This is a genomic window from Dendronalium phyllosphericum CENA369 (assembly GCF_016056275.1).
Classification (GTDB): domain Bacteria; phylum Cyanobacteriota; class Cyanobacteriia; order Cyanobacteriales; family Nostocaceae; genus Dendronalium; species Dendronalium phyllosphericum.
The window spans coordinates 1-18,419 of the sequence record NZ_JAECZA010000204.1; the positions used below are offsets into that span (position 1 = coordinate 1).

15 protein-coding genes and 1 tRNA gene are annotated in these 18,419 nt (G+C 43.1%); 10 read left to right on the forward strand and 6 right to left on the reverse strand.

Features of this window, described 5'->3' with window-relative positions; all coding sequences use genetic code 11:
- Window positions 1–99 precede the first annotated feature (99 nt).
- Window positions 100–2,394: an IMS domain-containing protein gene (locus I8752_RS22435; protein ID WP_214434476.1), complete on the reverse strand. Its 2,295-nt coding sequence runs from the start codon at window positions 2,392–2,394 to the stop codon at window positions 100–102.
- Between the two features lie 972 nt (window positions 2,395–3,366).
- Here I8752_RS22435 and pdhA point away from each other — a divergent pair.
- The 5 genes from pdhA (at window position 3,367) to fba (ending at window position 7,771) form a co-directional block, all read left to right on the forward strand.
- A complete protein-coding gene (gene pdhA / locus I8752_RS22440) occupies window positions 3,367–4,401 on the forward strand; it encodes a pyruvate dehydrogenase (acetyl-transferring) E1 component subunit alpha (RefSeq protein WP_214434477.1) in 1,035 nt (344 codons plus the stop codon).
- A 206-nt stretch (window positions 4,402–4,607) separates the two neighbouring features.
- Window positions 4,608–5,477 carry an aldose epimerase family protein gene (locus tag I8752_RS22445; protein WP_214434478.1) on the forward strand — a complete coding sequence of 290 codons (870 nt, stop codon included), beginning with the start codon at window positions 4,608–4,610 and terminating at the stop codon, window positions 5,475–5,477.
- Between the two features lie 61 nt (window positions 5,478–5,538).
- A tRNA-Lys gene (locus I8752_RS22450) sits at window positions 5,539–5,610 on the forward strand.
- Window positions 5,611–5,763: 153 nt separating this feature from the next.
- The gene (locus I8752_RS22455) at window positions 5,764–6,456 is read left to right on the forward strand and encodes a Uma2 family endonuclease (protein ID WP_214434479.1); all 693 of its coding nucleotides are present in this window, start codon (window positions 5,764–5,766) and stop codon (window positions 6,454–6,456) included.
- A gap of 235 nt (window positions 6,457–6,691) precedes the next feature.
- Window positions 6,692–7,771 (forward strand): class II fructose-bisphosphate aldolase, encoded by a 1,080-nt coding sequence (gene fba, locus I8752_RS22460; protein ID WP_214434480.1) that lies wholly within the window; start codon window positions 6,692–6,694, stop codon window positions 7,769–7,771.
- Between the two features lie 318 nt (window positions 7,772–8,089).
- Here fba and I8752_RS22465 read toward each other — a convergent pair whose 3' ends face one another.
- The 5 genes from I8752_RS22465 to I8752_RS22485 all read right to left on the reverse strand — a co-directional run bounded on the left by I8752_RS22465 (window position 8,090) and on the right by I8752_RS22485 (window position 12,000).
- Window positions 8,090–8,692 (reverse strand): hypothetical protein, encoded by a 603-nt coding sequence (locus I8752_RS22465; RefSeq protein WP_214434481.1) that lies wholly within the window; start codon window positions 8,690–8,692, stop codon window positions 8,090–8,092.
- A gap of 45 nt (window positions 8,693–8,737) precedes the next feature.
- Window positions 8,738–9,763 carry a glucokinase gene (locus tag I8752_RS22470; protein WP_214434482.1) on the reverse strand — a complete coding sequence of 342 codons (1,026 nt, stop codon included), beginning with the start codon at window positions 9,761–9,763 and terminating at the stop codon, window positions 8,738–8,740.
- Window positions 9,764–9,818: 55 nt separating this feature from the next.
- The gene (locus I8752_RS22475) at window positions 9,819–10,466 is read right to left on the reverse strand and encodes a histidine phosphatase family protein (RefSeq protein WP_214434483.1); all 648 of its coding nucleotides are present in this window, start codon (window positions 10,464–10,466) and stop codon (window positions 9,819–9,821) included.
- Between the two features lie 209 nt (window positions 10,467–10,675).
- Window positions 10,676–11,239, reverse strand: a complete 564-nt coding sequence (locus I8752_RS22480; RefSeq protein ID WP_214434484.1) for a Uma2 family endonuclease — start codon at window positions 11,237–11,239, stop codon at window positions 10,676–10,678.
- 29 nt (window positions 11,240–11,268) lie between these two features.
- Window positions 11,269–12,000 carry an ABC transporter ATP-binding protein gene (locus I8752_RS22485; RefSeq protein WP_214434485.1) on the reverse strand — a complete coding sequence of 244 codons (732 nt, stop codon included), beginning with the start codon at window positions 11,998–12,000 and terminating at the stop codon, window positions 11,269–11,271.
- 214 nt (window positions 12,001–12,214) lie between these two features.
- Between I8752_RS22485 and I8752_RS22490 the strand changes: the two genes are divergently transcribed.
- From I8752_RS22490 to I8752_RS22510, 5 genes are all read left to right on the forward strand, one after another.
- Window positions 12,215–13,597: a 3' terminal RNA ribose 2'-O-methyltransferase Hen1 gene (locus tag I8752_RS22490; RefSeq protein WP_214434486.1), complete on the forward strand. Its 1,383-nt coding sequence runs from the start codon at window positions 12,215–12,217 to the stop codon at window positions 13,595–13,597.
- Complete coding sequence (locus tag I8752_RS22495; RefSeq protein WP_214434487.1) at window positions 13,594–14,382, forward strand: hypothetical protein; 789 nt, start codon at window positions 13,594–13,596, stop codon at window positions 14,380–14,382. The genes I8752_RS22490 and I8752_RS22495 overlap by 4 nt, the downstream gene beginning before the upstream one ends.
- Window positions 14,383–14,429: 47 nt before the next feature.
- Window positions 14,430–14,879, forward strand: a complete 450-nt coding sequence (locus I8752_RS22500; protein ID WP_214434488.1) for an ATP-binding protein — start codon at window positions 14,430–14,432, stop codon at window positions 14,877–14,879.
- Window positions 14,869–15,630: a tRNA(His) guanylyltransferase Thg1 family protein gene (locus tag I8752_RS22505; protein ID WP_214434489.1), complete on the forward strand. Its 762-nt coding sequence runs from the start codon at window positions 14,869–14,871 to the stop codon at window positions 15,628–15,630. Before I8752_RS22500 ends, I8752_RS22505 begins: the two co-directional genes overlap by 11 nt.
- A gap of 120 nt (window positions 15,631–15,750) precedes the next feature.
- Window positions 15,751–18,345, forward strand: a complete 2,595-nt coding sequence (locus tag I8752_RS22510) for a polynucleotide kinase-phosphatase (RefSeq protein WP_214434516.1) — start codon at window positions 15,751–15,753, stop codon at window positions 18,343–18,345.
- Window positions 18,346–18,419 lie beyond the last annotated feature (74 nt).

Here is an 18,419-nt window from a genome sequence, read left to right on the forward strand (position 1 = left end):
GTCCAACGCCGTTTTCCCCTACACCCTACCCCCTGCACCCCACACCCTGTTAGTGACAGCCAGAGTTTAATGTATTTGAGCAAAAAACCCCTGTTTTGCTTAATTGACAACTAACATACTCTGGATACGCCACACACCATCCTGGCGAATCAAATCATACCGAACTCGTAAACTTTCGTCAGAAGATTTTTTCTTCTGACCATTTTCATAAAACTGTGTTGCTTCCTTTACCGTAGCTTCTACGGCTACGCGATTTGGGTTTGTCTGAGTTTTATTGACATATTCCACCTTCACGCTATGGTTATATTTCCGATAGCGGTTGTCTGCCTTCTCTTGCTGGGTCACTAATTGCCATTGAGATAAAGCTGAACCAGTTAAAATATTTTCTAATCCATTAACTTCATGATTTGGCCCTAGAGCCGCAGCTTTGGTAGATAACCAAGTTTGAATCACTTCCTCTGCCGTTGTTTCTGTCAGAGATCCTTCTGGCGATTGTAATTTGCTGTTGCGATCGGGGATGGGTATTGGTGGTTCATTAATTTGTACAGATAACTGTTTGCTTGGCAAAGCGGGTGCAGGCGCAAGGAGATTTTTGATCCATCCAAAAGTTGTAGAGACTACTACCCAAAAAACTAATATACCCAGCAAAGAAGCAAATACAGTCCAAACTAATCGTGTTTTCCCTTCTAAGGTATTAGCAAAGGTTCGCTGCCGTTGCTGACGATTTGCTACGCGCTCTTGGTTAGCAGATTGACTGGACTTACGCCTTTTACGCTTTTGGGTTGGCCGGGGTGGAGAGGACTTAGCTGCACCATTCAAATTCTGGTTAGTTGCTCTAGTTGTGCGTTCAGCAGTAGAAAGCGGTGTCATGGGTGTTGCTGGTGTTGCACTCCCTGGTGACGAAATTGGTGATGTGTGGGGTCTAGCCCTGAAGTTTGAATACTCTGGTCTTCTAGTGTTTGATGTTGTTGGTAATGGGTCAGATATGCGATTTTGATGGAATTGTTGAGAGCCAGTGGTTTGATTGGGATGACGAGGACTATTGACCTGTGGTTGGGAAAATTGACGATTCATGACAACCCGCTCGTTAGTGGTTTCTGCGTCTGCGGGCAGTCCTTCTAAATAAGCTTGCACCTGCTGGTTGGCAAAGTAATCTTTTAGCAAAGCTTGCTGTTTGACCAAATCTCGAAAGTGGGGAAACACTTCATTTTGTAACCACTGTTCAGCGTACAAACATAGTCCTGGTAGCAAGTCTGGAGAGTCTTGGGATTTTTCCCGAATAAAAACTAAAACTTCGTACTCTTGAGAGAGTTCTAAAACACGGGTTGCTTCTTCGGTTTGTCCTAGGAGTAGGGCACATAGCGATTGTTCTAAATGTACATCTTGGCGCTTGCCCAGATGTATCAGCATTTGTTTTGCTTGACGAATTAAAGCCGGTTGGCGTTGGGTAAATCCCCGTGCTACCAAAGCGTAAACTGCTAAGTAGGTAGCCACAGCAGAGGGACGCTTGCTTTCAGCTTCAAATAGCTTGTGCTGTTCTGCAACTGTCAAGTGGTTGCGTAGTTGCTGAATAAATCGCAGAAAGTCATCGATATTTAAACCCGATTCATCATTACCAGCACCATCGATGCCACCGCGATCGCTTAAAATATTCTGCAATAATTCCAGTCCTTGGCGGCGTTCGGCTGTTTTTTCTAAAGGCAGTGCCAGTAATTCCAAAATCCGATAAGGTCGCAATTTGTAAAGATCGGCCTGCATTTCTGCTTGGACGTTGGGAAATAGCCCTTGACGAGCTAACATTTCCTGCCCAGTTTCTAAAGATACAGCAGCATTTTCGTAGTGACCTTGCTGCCACTGCTCCCGACCTAATTCTAGGCAGGCCAGGGCAACAGTCAAAATAATATCTGGAAGTTCGGGACTATCGAGTAAGTCTTCACTTGCTAGCTTATTGCCTGTGTTGGCAACTGCCGCAGCATTTGAATTTGCTAAGTACCCGTGACCTAGTTTCAGTACTAGTTCGTATTCCCCTAATTCTTGCAGAATCAACAAAGCACCCACTAATTCCTCTTGGGCAATTTCGATACTGAGACTTTGAGTATCAAGATCGCCGTCACCGCTTTTGGCCCGGTCTTCTAACGCCACTCTAGCAGTACTAGTGCCATCGGGGTCATAGGCGTGGGCAAGATAAAGTCGGTCGTAATTGCTGCGTTCCTTGGGATTTGATAAAACCACGTAAGCTTCTTCTATGAGTTGTTTTCGAGAAGAAATTGCTGCTTGAGAATATTCTCGTCGTGGCAATTGTACAATGCGATCGCTGTACGCTTGTCGCAACTGTTCGTCACTTGCCGCTAACGGGAGTCCTAAAATTCGGTAGTAATCTAGCGGAATTCGCACAGCCTACTTCCCCTGCACCGCGATCGACATAATTCACCTAGAGTCTTCCAGGCTTGTAAAACCGTGCCATAATAAAATGACGAATCAGACCGTAACGTAGTTACACTATTAAGTGTACGTTGCGACAACTAATTTTGTACTTCCTAAAATTGTGAGTCACATTTTAGTCCTAAGATTTTGCGATCGCCTAGGAAACGCGAAAACTTTGTCTTAATTCTTAGCATTTTTATACTAAAGAACTACTACAAGCCTTCGATATTATAAATAACCATTGCGATCGTTGCTAGTGGTATGGAAGTTGCACTAACAAAAATCTCTGATTAATTGTATTTATGAGAACTGCCTGGTTATACGGTGAGTCAAACACCTACAAGGGTAGATTTTAATAACATAGGGACAAAATACTAGCACGATTGAACTTTAATTACAACTAGTCACGTAGAAAATAAGGACTTTTACATTCATTTTTTTGAAACTGTTCGTGAACATGCAGAAACCGAGCTATTCTGTTTGATAGCTTAGGAACTGGAGCGGGAAATGGAAAAACTTAGAAAACGGCTATAACCATTAGGGTAATATTCTCGGATAGCGCGGTTTGAAAAATGAGAAATTTGCCCATTTTTTCTTGCCTATTTCCCAAAATCCCTTGTGGTGCATAATTTTTGGTTATTGACTTTGGTACATCCCAGGTTGTGAGAAGCATGTATTATGCGAACAACCTATTTTTAAAGATGGTAAAGGGGTGTGGAGTGTAGGGTGCAGGGTGTAGGGGAAACAAGCCACCCACGAGGGGTGGGGTTTTAACCTACCCTAAGAAACAAGGATTTTTTCGCGCCACTTGCGGGCGAGGCTTTAAACCTTGCTTCGGGGCTAATTTTTTCACCACACCCCACACCCTACACCCTACACCCTACACCCGCCCCGAAGGGGGATGGTAAATTTCAGTTTTACTACAGGGATAGTAAAAAATATATGGTTCAAGAACGCACATTACCTACATTTAATACTGCCACTACCCAAATTACTAAAGAAGAAGGGTTGCGTTTGTACGAGGACATGACACTGGGACGCTTTTTTGAAGACAAATGCGCCGAAATGTACTACAGGGGCAAAATGTTTGGTTTTGTCCATCTGTACAACGGTCAAGAAGCTGTTTCTACTGGTGTTATTCAGTCCATGCGTCCGGGGGAAGATTTTGTTTCTAGTACCTACCGCGACCACGTTCACGCCCTCAGCGCTGGAGTACCAGCAAGAGAGGTCATGGCTGAGTTGTTTGGCAAAGCCACAGGTTGTAGCAAAGGGCGTGGTGGTTCCATGCACATGTTTTCTGCGGAACACCGCTTGCTAGGTGGTTATGCTTTTGTTGCTGAAGGTATTCCTGTAGCTGCTGGTGCAGCTTTTCAAAGTAAATATCGCCGCGAAGTTTTAAAAGATAAAAACGCCGACCAAGTAACAGCTTGCTTTTTTGGCGATGGTGCTGCTAACAACGGTCAGTTTTTTGAGACATTGAACATGGCAGCTTTATGGAAACTGCCAATTATTTTTGTGGTAGAAAATAATAAGTGGGCAATTGGCATGGCTCACGAACGGGCAACTTCTGAGCCAGAGATATACAAAAAAGCCAGCGTGTTTAACATGGTGGGCGTGGAAGTAGACGGAATGGACGTGTTAGCAGTGCGAGCCGTAGCTCAAGAAGCAGTCGCACGGGCACGTGCAGGTGAAGGCCCGACATTAATTGAAGCGCTCACTTACCGCTTCCGGGGACACTCTCTGGCAGACCCAGATGAACTACGAAGCAAAGCCGAGAAAGAATTTTGGTTTGCCCGCGACCCAATTAAGAAACTTGCTGCTTATCTTGTCGAGCAAAACTTGGCAAGTGAAGACGAACTCAAAGCCATTGAGCGCAAGATTCAGGATGTCATCGACGATGCGGTTAAATTTGCCGAAAGCAGCCCGGAACCAGACCCCAATGAATTGTATCGCTTCGTGTTTGCAGAAGACGAGTAAAATCGGGGATTGAGGATTGGGGACTGGGTACTAAGGACTAGGTAATGGTGACTAGGGACTGGGTAAAGGGGAAGGGGAAAAGGAATCAAATAAAGTTTTTCCCCCTTTCCCTTTAACCTTTCTCCTTTTCCTAATACCCAATCCCCAATCCCCAATACCCAATCCCCAATCCCTAGTTCCCAATACCCAACTTAGGACTAAAACTTGTGTTTACCATTGCACTCGAACAGCGACAGTACAAAACATATATCCTTTCTGATGAAACTGCTGGTTCGCAACTGGAAGTAGTACCAGAACGCGGCGGTATCATTACGCGGTGGTGCGTCCAAGGACAAGAAATTTTTTACTTGGACACCGAACGTTTTGCTAATCCCGATTTGAGTGTTAGGGGCGGAAATCCTATTTTGTTTCCGATCTGCGGGAACTTGCCAGATAACACTTACACTCACAACGGGAAACAGTACACTCTTAAACAACATGGTTTTGCCCGTGATTTACCTTGGTCAGTTACCGAGCAAGTGACCAAGGATAAAGTTAGTCTCAGCCTTGTCCTGAATAGCAACGAGCAAACTAGAACAGTTTATCCTTTTGAGTTTCAAGTCGTTTTCACTTACGAACTCCAAGGTAATACTCTAGAAATTCGACAGCAGTATCAAAATTTATCATCTACTTCCCTGCCCTTTTCTACAGGTTTCCATCCCTACTTTCTGACGAGCGATAAAAATCAACTAGAGTTTGAAATCCCCTCTCAAGAATACCAAGACCAGAGAACTAAGGAAATTCACTCGTTTAACGGTAATTTTGACTTGAGCTTAGATGAAATTGATGTTGCTTTTAAGCAATTAACTAGTAAATCAGCAAGTGTAATAGACAATAGCCGCAAGCTAAAGCTCACTTTAGATTACGGCGATGAATATCCCATCCTAGTATTTTGGACGCTCAAAGGGAAAGACTTCTACTGTCTAGAACCGTGGAGCGCTCCCCGCAACTCCCTAAATACTGGCGAACATCTAAATATATTAGATCCAGGGGGTAGCCACACAGCATCTGTGCGATTCATAGCGAATTTTTTCTAAACCCCTTTACAAATTTACAGACTTTTATGCTATAATTGCAAAGTTGCGAAAAACAACAAAAGGGTCGCTAACTCAACGGTAGAGTACTCGGCTTTTAACCGATTAGTTCCGGGTTCGAATCCCGGGCGACCCATATTTAAAGGCAAAACGCTTGCTAAGTTTTTGAAGATAAAATGCGAAGCTAGCTATATGGCGATGGGGAAATTTGTCAATGCGCTCGCCTCCACTACAATCAATATCCCCAATTCGGTAGCATAGCCATAGACTCATCCCAAATGCGATCGTCATGGTAAAAACACCTCCGCAGCATTTAACAATTCCCACTTTGGAAAATGGCGACAAACTCACCCGTTACGAGTTTGAGAGGCGCTACAATGCTATGCCCAACCTGAAAAAAGCCGAGTTGATTGAGGGAATTGTTTATATCATGCCTGCTGCTTTGCGTTTTAGAAGTCACGGTCAGCCTCATGGCTGGATTCTTACATGGCTTGGCACTTACGAAGCTGCTACACCAGGAGTAGCATTAGGAGTTGAACCAACTGTACGCCTAGACTTGGATAACGAACCTCAACCAGATGCAGTTCTTCTCATCGCACCAGAAGCAGGCGGTCAAACAAAGCTAAGTGATGATGATTACATCGAAGGAGCGCCAGAATTAATTATCGAAATTGCAGCTAGTAGCGTTGCTATCGATCTTCATGCTAAAAAACAAGCCTATCGCCGCAATGGTGTAAAAGAGTATATCGTTTGGCAAGTTGGCGATCGCAAATTAACTTGGTTCTATTTAGAACGGGGTGAGTATTTAGAATTAGCTACCGATAGTGATGGAATTGTGCGAAGTCAGGTGTTTCCAGGATTGTGGTTGGCTGTTGCCGAATTATTAGCGGGGAATATGCAAACCGTGTTAACTATTTTACAGGCGGGTTTGCAATCTCCCGAACACGCAGCATTCGTTAGGGAATTAGCTAGCAAATTATAGCCCTAAATTATTTAGTATACCAAAATACCAAAGTCTATAATCCGGCAGTAGCTAAGGGTACAGCCCGCGAACCCAGTATGAAGCATATTGATGAATGATGCCGTTAAAGTTTTTCAACATAAACATCCCGACACTAGTTATAATTTCCTATAAGTTGAAAAAACTCTTAAGATTAGCGTAATAATTGCGCTTCTCTCACACCGACTAGCTGACAACCACATTAGGAGGACTATCTATGGCGCTTGTACCATTGCGGCTGCTGTTGGATCACGCGGCTGAAAACGGTTACGGCATCCCAGCTTTCAACGTGAATAATTTGGAACAGATTCAGGCGATCCTGAAGGCTGCTGCTGAGACAGATAGCCCCGTAATTTTGCAAGCTTCTCGTGGCGCTCGTGCTTATGCAGGAGAAAACTTCTTACGCCACTTGATTTTGGCAGCGGTAGAAACCTATCCTGAGATTCCCATTGTCATGCACCAGGATCATGGTAATGCACCTGCTACTTGCTACTCAGCAATTAAGAACAACTTCACCAGTGTGATGATGGATGGTTCTTTAGAAGCTGATGCGAAGACCCCCGCTAGCTTCGAGTACAACGTCAATGTCACCCGCGAAGTGGTGAATGTAGCTCATTCCCTAGGTGTCAGCGTTGAAGGCGAACTTGGTTGCTTGGGTTCCCTAGAAACTGGTGCTGGTGAAGCTGAAGATGGTCACGGTTTTGAGGGTACACTCGACCACTCGCAACTGCTGACCGACCCAGACCAAGCTGTTGATTTCGTAGAACAAACTCAAGTAGACGCTTTGGCAGTTGCCATTGGTACTAGCCACGGTGCTTACAAGTTTACCCGCAAACCAACTGGAGAAATTTTGGCAATCAGCCGGATTGAAGAAATTCACCGCCGTCTGCCTAACACCCACTTGGTAATGCACGGTTCTTCTTCTGTACCAGAAGATTTACTCGCACTAATCAACGAGTATGGTGGTGCAATTCCTGAAACCTACGGCGTACCTGTAGAAGAAATTCAAAAAGGCATCAAGAGCGGTGTACGTAAAGTAAATATTGACACCGATAACCGTTTGGCTATTACTGCTGCGGTACGTGAAGCTTTGGCGAAAAATCCCAAAGAATTTGACCCCCGTCACTTCCTGAAGCCTTCTATTAAATATATGCAGAAGGTTTGTGCCGAGCGCTATCAACAATTTGGCACTGCTGGCAACGCTAGCAAGATCAAGCAAATTTCTCTGGAAGATTTTGCTGCTAAGTATGCTAAGGGCGAACTTAACGCTGTTACCAAAGCAACAGCTAAAGTTTAATTTTGCCTAAAAATAAATAGGAGCACTACTCTGCTCCTTTAAGACTAAAGTTTTGATATTGATATAGATAAACCGGGTGACATTAAAGTTATACTCGGTTTTTTTGTTTGATTGTATGGAGCGCTCGCCAGATTATATCATGTCCGTTTAAAGACTTATCATTAGGGCTGACGCAAAGACGCGGGGACGCGGAGACGCGGAGATATTTTAATCACAAGTGATTAGGCGGACATGATATTAATCCTCTAAGTAAAAGGATGTCTATTAGGTGCTGAATAATGCCCGTCTTGGAATGAAATCCAAGGCGGATAGATTATATTACTTTTTCAAAACCACTTGAAAGGAATTTAAATATCCCGTAATAGTTTTAGCTAATGTTTTTCGCTGCTTTTTAGTAGTTATTGCCATTACTTGATACAATCTTCCTTCGGCAACATACATCCTACTTTTAGTAATTTTACCCCCAGCATTGATGTACTCAATTTCTTTACCAGGATGACCGTTGGAACTACGAATGCTTCGCTGATGAATTAAATTGCTTTTCGTAGTCTTTAAAGCCATATCCCGCGCATTATTCAGTATTGCTTGGGGGTTAGTTATTTCACCGTAGCTGTAAGGAAAGTCATTATAAGCAACTATATATGCCACTTCTTGCTTTAATGGTTGAACGATGAATGTTTCTAAGTTAATTTCCCCCATGTAGGTTTTTTGAGCTTGAGTATTTCTATTGGGCGTTCCTGGCAGCAAAATAGTAAAACGTCCATCTGGGGCAGTGAATAACTTCCATTTGGGCTGTGCGGGTTTAGCAACAGTTATTTTCTGTTGAGAAACTGGTTGTTTGGGTTGACGCGCCTCAACTATGACAGAACCACCGCAAATTAAAGCGGTGGCGATGAATGGCAGCAGACGTTTGATTGTCATATTTTTTGCCTTTTAAGATGCAACTATTACTGATGATGCTAGTTGTTATAACCTAGCAGCACATAAAGCAGCACCTATTAGCCCAACTTGGGGATTGAGAATTATATACACGGGTATCTCTTCGAGGAGAGGACGCATCCTGCCTTTTTGGGTAAAGCTTAACAGGAAACTGCTGTTTTGGATTAAAGGCAGGATTTTGGGCGCAATGCCTCCAGCAATGTATAAACCACCATAGGGTAAGAGTTTGAGGGCAAGATTGCCGGCTTCTGCACCGTAAGCGTCTATAAATAATTGTAAGGTTTGTTCCGAAAGGCGATCGCTTCCTTGCAGTGCAGCTTTACCAATAACCGCACCCGGATCGATACTTTTCTCTTGCTTTCCGGCTTCTTGTTCCCAGCTTCTAATAATTTGGGCGATTTCTGGCGATTCGGTGGCTAGTTTGCGATCGCGCAAAAATTGGTAAATTGCCGCAATTCCCATGCCAGAAACGACTCGTTCTACTGAAATACGTTGGATATCATGTTTATCTAGCAGGTATCTTAATAGCTGAAACTCTAACTCGTTGCGGGGGGCAAAGTCGGCGTGTCCGCCTTCTGAGGGAAAGACTTGATAGCGATCTCCCTGCTTAATTAAAAATCCTTGTCCTAAACCAGTACCAGCACCAATGATGGCAATGGGGGCTTCGGGTTTAAGTTTACCAGCTTGCAGAGTCAGCAAATCTTGTGGTTGTAAGCCAAAAATGCCATAGCCCACAGCGGCAAAATCATTGATTAGAGATATAGATGCAATGCCCAATTCTTGTTGGAGGCGTTCGCTATCCAGGAACCATACCAAATTAGTCAGCTTGGCAGTATTATTCACTACTGGGCCAGCGATCGCAAAACAAGCTTTTTGGGGAGTTGGTGTTTTAGCTTTCAGCAAAAACTGCTGCACCATCGGTACTAAATCAAGAAAATCTCCACTGTGGTAACTTTCCTCAGCGATAGTATGTAACTCCGATGAGTCTGATGTTTCAACCAATCGCAAAATAGTTTTCGTGCCGCCGATATCTCCTGCTAGTAATAAAGTCATAAAACTTATCGCTAATTTAGTTATTTTTGGAGGATTTGAGGCTAGCGGAAGTCATTTAAGCAAATCGAATCACTTCCTCAACCTGGGTTAAATGGGAAGTGTCTCCCTTTAGTTCTAGTAACCATTCTGGGCCTTCAAATACCACTTTTACTAGAGAACACAGGGAAGCCTTAACTTCAGTTTTCGCAATTTCACCTACAAGCCCTATTGTCCCACCAACTACGGATACACCGTGCCCTACCAAAAGAATATTTTCGGGGAAGAATTCCGTAGCTAGGCATCTAGCTGTTTGTCCGGAACGTTCCCAAACTTTCTCGCGGGTTTCAGGATATTTGGCGGCAATGCGCGGTGTATAGCTAATGTCAATTCTGGGGAATAATTCTTTTAAAGCTCGAATTGAAAGCCTTTCTGGTTCTTCTGTCATCCACGCGGGATTTAACCATTCACTCAAGCCTGTTTCGAGTTTAATGGGCAAATCTAGCACTTGGGCGACTGCGTTTGCTGTCTGTACTGTTCGCAAGAAGGGGGAAGCAAAAATATGAGCAATCTTTTCTCTTTTCAAGCGTTTGGCTAACTGCTGTGCCTGGATTATTCCATCATCAGAAAGTGGTGGATCGTAGCGTCGTTCTGCGGTGAGAAACCAATCGGGGTTAACGAAGTCCAGACGGTTGGCATGTCTTGCGATCCAAACTATTTGACTCATAAGTTTAAATATTCAGGCGAACAGAATTCGCATTGATACAAAGATAGACACCCAAAAAAGAGGGCTGCAAATATAATATGACAATTCTTGTAATATTTTGTAATAATTCTAATAATTGGAAAAATTTTCTTGGTTTTCCTCGAAGCCTTTTTAGCTAAAGACTAAAATCTGATGTGAAATAGCTTGAGGCATTAAAAATTATCATGAATTTACATCTTCAACCATTCAAATAGTTGACCTACAGTTAATTGTAAACTACTAACTAAATCGGGAACTGGTAATATTTCTTGTTCTTCTTGTAAAAGTTCTGGTTGCTGCTTTGGTGGGTAGATTAAAACCGAACGTTCATCTGGATCGATTAACCAACCTAAACGGCTACCATGATTTAGGCAGTGCAAAATATTTCCAGTTACTTTAGTTTGGTTTTGTTCGGGTGAGAGAATTTCAATTGTCCAGTCTGGGTAAGTTTTAAAGACATTTGCCACCTCTTGACGTTCATCTAAGGGAATTCGCTCCCAAGCAAATACAGCGACATCGGGTACAATCGAACGTCCGCCAAAGGTACACCGTAATTCTGGAAAGGCAAAAGCAATTTTTTGAGACTTGGTTATAGCATTTATACCACTAACTAACTCACCCTGAAGTATGCTGTGTTTTCCTTGAGGCATTGGCTTTTGAATAATTTCGCCGTTAATGTATTCAGTTGCTGGTTTGGTTTCTGGTAGTTTTAAAAACTCTTCTAAAGTTAGGGGTTTAGTTTGTGACTTTACCATATATTTGCACCTTTAAAGTTTTATTTTAATTATCCTAAATAAGCTTTTTTCACTCGTTCATCACTAATTAATTCTGATGCTGCACCTGTTAAAGTGATAGAACCAGCTTCTAGGACATATCCGCGATCGGCAATTTGTAGGGCTAGGTTGGCATTTTGTTCGACTAGCAAAATAGTAACGCCTGTTGCACGGAGATTTTCAATAATTGAGAAGATTTCCCGAACGATCGCAGGTGCTAAACCTAAGCTAGGTTCATCTAAAAGTAACAGTTGTGGTCTACTCATTAAAGCACGAGCGATCGCTAACATTTGTTGTTCGCCACCGCTGAGGGTTCCTGCTAGTTGATAGCGTCTTTGTGCTAAACGGGGAAATTGCTCAAATTGACGTTGAATATCTGCTTTAATTTCTGCTTGGTTAGAGCGAATATAAGCACCTAATAGTAAGTTATCAAAAACTGTTTGCTTTGCTAATACTCTTCGTCCTTCTGGACAGTGAGCGATTCCAAGTTGGACAACATGGTGTACTTGGCGACGGGTAATATTACGTCCGTTGTAGATAATTTCGCCACTTTTAGAATTAACTATTTTAGAAATAGCGCGGAGTGTAGTAGTTTTACCCGCACCATTAGCACCAATTAAAGTGACTACTTCACCTTTTTGAATAGTTAAATTAATTTTTTTGAGAGCTTGAATTCCACCATAATTAACATCAAGATTTTGAATTTCCAATATTGTATAATTTTGTTTATCGGGAGTTTTCATTAGCAATTTACATTTATAAGTCTTGAATGTTGACTGTTGACTGTTAACTGTCAGCGGTTAATAAACCTCATGAGCAATCATGCAATTTCAAAGCTTAATATATCAATTTTTTTACCTTTAACTTAATATTCCTCAATAACACCATAATTTTTTCCGCAATCGCTTACCCTGAAGCGGTATTTATTTAATTCGTAATTTGTAATTTTCGGGTTTAATGCTGCTTACCATCACCACAACACACTCTCCAGCAACAGAGTTGGGCTACCTACTGCATAAACACCCAGACCGCTGTCAGTCCTTTTCGCTGAGTTTTGGACAGGCGCATGTCTTCTATCCAGAAGCGAGTATACAGCAATGTACAGCGGCGTTGCTATTGGATGTTGACCCTGTGAAGTTGGTGCGGGGGCGTAGTGTTAGGCTAGAACAATATGTCAACGATCGCCCTTATGTTGCTTCTTCATTTTTAAGTGTAGCGATCGCTCAAGTATTTAGCACTGCTTTAGCAGGTCGTTGCAAAGACTTACCAGAACTAGTACAAACCCCTTTACCTTTGGTAGCAAAACTATCTGTTTTACCTTGTCGCGGCGGCGAAAGTTTTCTGCGAGAATTATTTGAGCCGTTGGGCTACAGTGTCAGTGCCCAAGGTCATATTTTAGATGAGCAATTCCCTGATTGGGGACAAAGCCAATATTTCACCGTTGAACTTCAGCACACAATAACTCTGAGTGACTTGTTAAGTCATCTCTACGTCCTGATTCCGGTTTTGGATGACGAAAAGCACTACTGGGTAGGCGATGAGGAAATCGAAAAGTTACTGCGTCATGGCGAAGGTTGGTTAACTAGCCATCCAGCACGAGAACAAATTACTCGGCGTTACCTAAAACGACAGCAACGCTTGACTCGTCTAGCTTTAGCCCAACTAGCAGAGGAAGATAATCTCGACCCCGATAGTACCGAAGAAAGCCACGCCGAAGAAGAAGCAGCGGTAGAAAAACCCATCAGCTTGAATCAGCAACGGATGAATGCGGTGATTGCTGCTTTAAAGCAAAGTAACGCCAAGAAAGTAATTGATTTGGGCTGCGGTCAAGGTAATCTACTAAAAATCTTACTTAAAGACAGCTTTTTTGAAAAAGTCACAGGTGTTGATGTTTCCTATAGGGCGCTAGAAGTTGCCCAAGAAAGATTAGACCGCTTGCGCCTTCCCCGCAATCAATGGGAACGCATACAACTGATTCAGGGGGCACTCACCTATCAAGATAAACGCCTCAACGGCTACGATGCTGCTACAGTGATTGAGGTAATTGAACATCTCGATTTACCGCGTTTGGGTGGATTTGAGCGAGTTTTATTTGAATTTGCTCAACCCAAAACAGTAGTAGTAACAACGCCGAACATTGAATATAACGTCAAATTTGAAAACCTTCCTGCTGGGAAACTGCGACATCAAGACCACCGCTTTGAATGGACGCGTCAAGAGTTCCAAATTTGGGCGAACAAAGTAGCAGAACGTTTTGGTTATACTGTGCAATTTCAACCAGTAGGAACAGAAGATCCAGAAGTAGGTTCGCCTACACAGATGGGGGTGTTTACAAAATGAGTCTACAAACCGATCCTCGCTCAACCCAAGAACTGATAAAACTGGCGCTAACAGAAGAAAATGAAGATGCAGTGAGTATCTTGCACTTTCGTGGAAATCAAGAAGTTTTTGCAGCTGCGTCAAAGTTGTGCGACAGTCAAAACCCACAACAAAGAGCATTAGGGGCTGATATATTAGGTCAACTTGGAATACCCAATCGAACTTTTCCTGATGAGTCTTTAGCAATTCTACTAAGAATGCTTGAGTGCGAGCAAAATACTGATGTCCTCAACTCAATTGCAGTTGCACTAGGACATCTACACGATGCTAGAGCGATTTCCTCGTTAGTTCGACTGAAAAACCACTCCTGCTCATCTGTACGTTATGGAATTGTCTTTGGTCTTCTAGGATATGAACATGAATTAGCGATTAACACCCTCATTGAATTGTCTTCAGATCGAGATTACGAGGTGCGAAATTGGGCAACTTTTGGATTAGGTTCACAAATTGAAACTGATACAACAGCTATTCGAGAAGCACTTTATCAGCGTTTTCTGAATGAGGATACCGATGAAAATTATGAAATTTATGGAGAAGCACTAGTTGGTTTAGCCAAAAGAAAAGACTCACGAATATTAAATCGACTAATAGAAGAATTATCGCCTGACTATGTTGGTGTGCTTGCAATTGAGGCAGCAAAGGAAATGGCAGATTCAAGGCTTTATCCAGCATTGATGCTATTAAAACAGTGGTGGACAGGAAATAATAACTTGCTAGAAATGGCTATTAATAGTTGCCGACAATAAATTTAATCAAGGATATTTCAGAACTATTTTACTCTATACATAAATGAATGGAAGCAATTATTTTTATAGGAATTCAGGGAGCGGGTAAATCTACTTTTTATCGCGATCGCTTCTTTAATACCCACATTCGCATTAACTTGGACATGCTCAAAACTCGTCACAGAGAACAAATTTTTCTTCAAGCTTGTTTAGAGGCTAAACAGCCTTTTGTGGTGGACAATACTAACCCAACAGTTGAGGAAAGAAAGCGTTACATTACTCCAGCTAAAGCGAAAGGTTTCCAAGTTGTGGGTTATTACTTTCAATCAGAACTGGAAGAATGCAAAAAACGAAATAGTCAAAGAAATTCCGAACAAATAGTACCTATTATAGGACTATTAGCAACATATAAAAAGCTGGTTTTACCAAGTTGGCAAGAAGGATTTGACGCACTGTATTCAGTGAAAACTAACTTAAATTATTCATTTATTGTTGAGGAATGGCAAAGTGAAATTTGATGAACTTGATAGCAGGATGCGGGTATTTGAAACCGCACACGACCATTGCGTGCTACCTGGACTTTACATAGTTGCCAGATTGGATGGACGCAGCTTTACCCGCTTGACAAAAGAAATACATCAATTTGAAGCTCCCTACGATACTCGTCTTCGGGACTTTATGTTAGCAACAGTCGAACATTTGATGAACTGCGGTATAGATATTATCTATGGATATACCCAAAGTGATGAGATATCCTTACTTTTTGCTCAAAAAGAAAATACTTTCAACCGCAAACTCAGAAAGTTAAATTCAGTTTTAGCAGGTGAAGCTAGTGCCAAATTCTCTTTACTATTGGGCGATTTAGGCTGCTTTGACTGTCGAATTTCACAGCTTCCTAATACAGAAGAAGTAGTGAATTATTTTCGCTGGCGGAGTGAAGACGCTCACAGAAATGCCCTCAACGCTCATTGCTACTGGTGTTTGCGTCGAGATGGTGAAAGTGCAACTCAAGCAACCAGCATGATGAATAGGTTATCTGTTGCTGATAAAAACGAGTTGTTATTCCAGTATGGGATTAATTTTAATCAACTTCCCAACTGGCAAAAACGAGGTGTAGGACTTTATTGGGAAGAATATCAAAAGCAAGGATTTAACCCCGTTACAGGTGAAACTGTTCCGGCATTGCGACGACGCATCCGGCAAGATTTAGACTTGCCAATGAAGGATGAATACAGTCAGTTTATTGCTCAATTAATCAAGAGTTCGTAGAAATGATGTAAGGGCGAACGGCCGTTCGCCCTTACTAAGGATTTCGGACAATGCAGAATTAACGATCAAAGATGTCTAATGACTATTGTACAGACGCGATTAATCGCGTCTCTATTAATTATGAAAATAACTATTCCGGAAATTTCTCTAATTGTCCTTATCGGTGCTTCTGGTTCGGGGAAATCGACTTTTTCTCGCAAGCACTTTCAGCCTTTTGAGGTGCTGTCTTCTGATTTTTGCCGCGGGTTGGTGTCAAATAACGAAAATAACCAGACTGTCTCCAAAGACGCTTTTGAGGTGTTGCACTTTATTGTTGCCAAACGACTAGCAGCAGGTAAACTCACTGTAATCGATGCTACCAACGTGCAGATGGAAGACCGCAAACCTTTGCTACAAATGGCACGGCAGTATCATTGCTTTGCGATCGCAATTGTTCTCGACCTCCCAGAAGAATTATGCCACGAACGCAACCAACAACGCAGCGATCGCCAGTTTGGCCCCCATGTGGTGCGTCGGCATACCCAAATGTTACGCCGTTCTCTAAGGGGTTTGGAAAAGGAAGGTTTCCGCTATGTTTATACTCTTAACTCTTTAGAAGCAATTGAATCTGTCGAAATTGAGCGTCAACTTCTTTGGAATAATCTCAAGCACGAACGCGGCCCCTTTGATATCATTGGTGACGTTCATGGCTGTTGCGACGAGCTGGAAACATTACTGCAACAGTTAGGCTACCAAAAGGGCAGGGGGGCAGAGGAGCAGGAGAGCAGAGGGGATGAATTGTGGGACTATCCAATTTACTATCATCCTGAAGGACGTAAAGCTGTTTTTCTTGGCGATTTGGTAGATAGAGGGCCGCGTATCTTAGATACAGTCAAGCTGGTGCGAAATATGGTTAGTGCGGGTACGGCTCTTTGCGTTCCTGGTAATCATGAAAACAAGCTGTTGCGGAAACTACGTGGTAAAAATGTCCGAGTAACTCATGGACTAGAGCAAACTTTAAATGAGATTGAGGCGTTACCTGATGCAGTGCGCGAACCTTTCTCCAAAGAATTAGAAAAGTTTCTTGATTCCCTTATCAGTCACTACCTCCTAGATGATGGGCGGTTAGTGGTAGCGCACGCCGGGATGAAACAAGAAATGCAAGGACGAGGGTCTGGTGCGGTGCGTGAGTTTGCCCTTTATGGCGAAAGTACTGGCGAGATTGATGAATTTGGTTTACCCGTGCGTTACAACTGGGCAGGAGAGTACCGGGGTGAAGCGATGGTGGTTTACGGACACACCCCTGTACCGGAAGCGGAATGGCTGAATAACACTATTGATATTGATACAGGTTGTGTCTATGGTGGCAAATTAACCGCCCTGCGCTATCCAGAAAGGGAATTAGTGAGCATCCCCGCCGCCCGTGTTTACCGCGAACCTGTGAAACCGCTGAACAACAATACAATCACACGCACATTCCAGCAGGAACTCGATGATGTCTTGCACATAGAGGACGTACTGGGTAAGCGCATCATTAATACCAGACTTCAGAATAACATTACCATTCGGGAAGAAAATGCGATCGCAGCCCTAGAAGTGATCAGTCGTTTTGCTGCTAATCCTAAATGGTTGATTTATCTACCGCCTACCATGTCCCCTGTGGAAACATCCCAAGCATCAGGATTTTTAGAACATCCAGCACAAGCCTTTGCCTATTACCAAAACGCCGAAATTACGGAAATAGTTTGTGAAGAAAAACACATGGGTTCGCGGGCTGTGGTGGTTGTTTGTCGGGATTTAAAAGCTGCCGAAAAACGGTTTGGTGTCATAAATGAGGGAATCGGCATCTGTTACACCCGCACGGGAAGGCGCTTTTTCGATGATTCAGCTTTGGAAATAGAACTTTTAACACGGGTCAATGCTGCTCTTTCCCACAGTGGCTTTTGGGAAGAATTTCAGACAGATTGGGTGTGTCTGGATTGTGAATTGATGCCTTGGTCAGCTAAGGCTCAGGGACTACTGCGAGAACAGTATGCACCCGTGGGTGTAGCTTCACGGCTTGCCCTTGGTAATGCTGTTAGTTTACTACAACAGGCAAGCGATCGCGGCGTGGAAATAAGCACCCCACTTAAACACTACCAACAACGTGCAGAGATGGCGCAGCAATACGTTACTGCCTACCGTCGCTACTGTTGGACAGTTACTGATATTTCGCAACTCAAACTCGCTCCCTTCCACATCCTGGCAACCGAGAAAACTGTCCATGTTGACAAAGACCATCGCTGGCACATGGAGCAAATAGCTAAAATTTGCCAGTCAGACCCCGCCTTGCTTCTAGCTACTGGTTATAAAATGATAGATTTGACAGACCCCAGCAGCCAAGCAGAAGGTGTCTATTGGTGGGAAAAACTCACCGCTGCGGGAGGTGAAGGTATGGTTGTCAAGCCAATGCAATTCATCGTCCGAGGTAGTCGCGGTATCTTACAGCCTGCGGTAAAGTGTCGCGGCCAAGAATATCTGCGAATTATCTACGGCCCGGAATACTCAACCCCAGAGAATTTACAACGCCTGCGCCAACGGGGTTTATCTCACAAACGTTCTTTGGCTATGCGCGAGTTTGCCTTGGGTGTGGAAGCATTGGAAAGATTTGTTACCCATGCACCTCTACGTCGCGTGCATGAATGCGTTTTTGGGATTTTGGCATTAGAGAGCGAACCTGTAGATCCGCGACTTTAACTGCTGAATGCAAAATTTAGCAAAGCGATCGCTACCTTTGTAGGATTTGAGCAAGGGGTATACTAATTTACTTA

Coding starts and splice junctions, on each gene's coding strand:
- pdhA (WP_214434477.1), top strand. CDS start 3,367: ATGGTTCAAGAACGCACATTACCTACATTTAATACTGCCACTACCCAA.
- I8752_RS22455 (WP_214434479.1), top strand. CDS start 5,764: ATGGTAAAAACACCTCCGCAGCATTTAACAATTCCCACTTTGGAAAAT.
- fba (WP_214434480.1), top strand. CDS start 6,692: ATGGCGCTTGTACCATTGCGGCTGCTGTTGGATCACGCGGCTGAAAAC.
- I8752_RS22465 (WP_214434481.1), bottom strand. CDS start 8,692: ATGACAATCAAACGTCTGCTGCCATTCATCGCCACCGCTTTAATTTGC.
- I8752_RS22470 (WP_214434482.1), bottom strand. CDS start 9,763: ATGACTTTATTACTAGCAGGAGATATCGGCGGCACGAAAACTATTTTG.
- I8752_RS22475 (WP_214434483.1), bottom strand. CDS start 10,466: ATGAGTCAAATAGTTTGGATCGCAAGACATGCCAACCGTCTGGACTTC.
- I8752_RS22480 (WP_214434484.1), bottom strand. CDS start 11,239: ATGGTAAAGTCACAAACTAAACCCCTAACTTTAGAAGAGTTTTTAAAA.
- I8752_RS22485 (WP_214434485.1), bottom strand. CDS start 12,000: ATGAAAACTCCCGATAAACAAAATTATACAATATTGGAAATTCAAAAT.
- I8752_RS22490 (WP_214434486.1), top strand. CDS start 12,215: ATGCTGCTTACCATCACCACAACACACTCTCCAGCAACAGAGTTGGGC.
- I8752_RS22495 (WP_214434487.1), top strand. CDS start 13,594: ATGAGTCTACAAACCGATCCTCGCTCAACCCAAGAACTGATAAAACTG.
- I8752_RS22500 (WP_214434488.1), top strand. CDS start 14,430: ATGGAAGCAATTATTTTTATAGGAATTCAGGGAGCGGGTAAATCTACT.
- I8752_RS22510 (WP_214434516.1), top strand. CDS start 15,751: ATGAAAATAACTATTCCGGAAATTTCTCTAATTGTCCTTATCGGTGCT.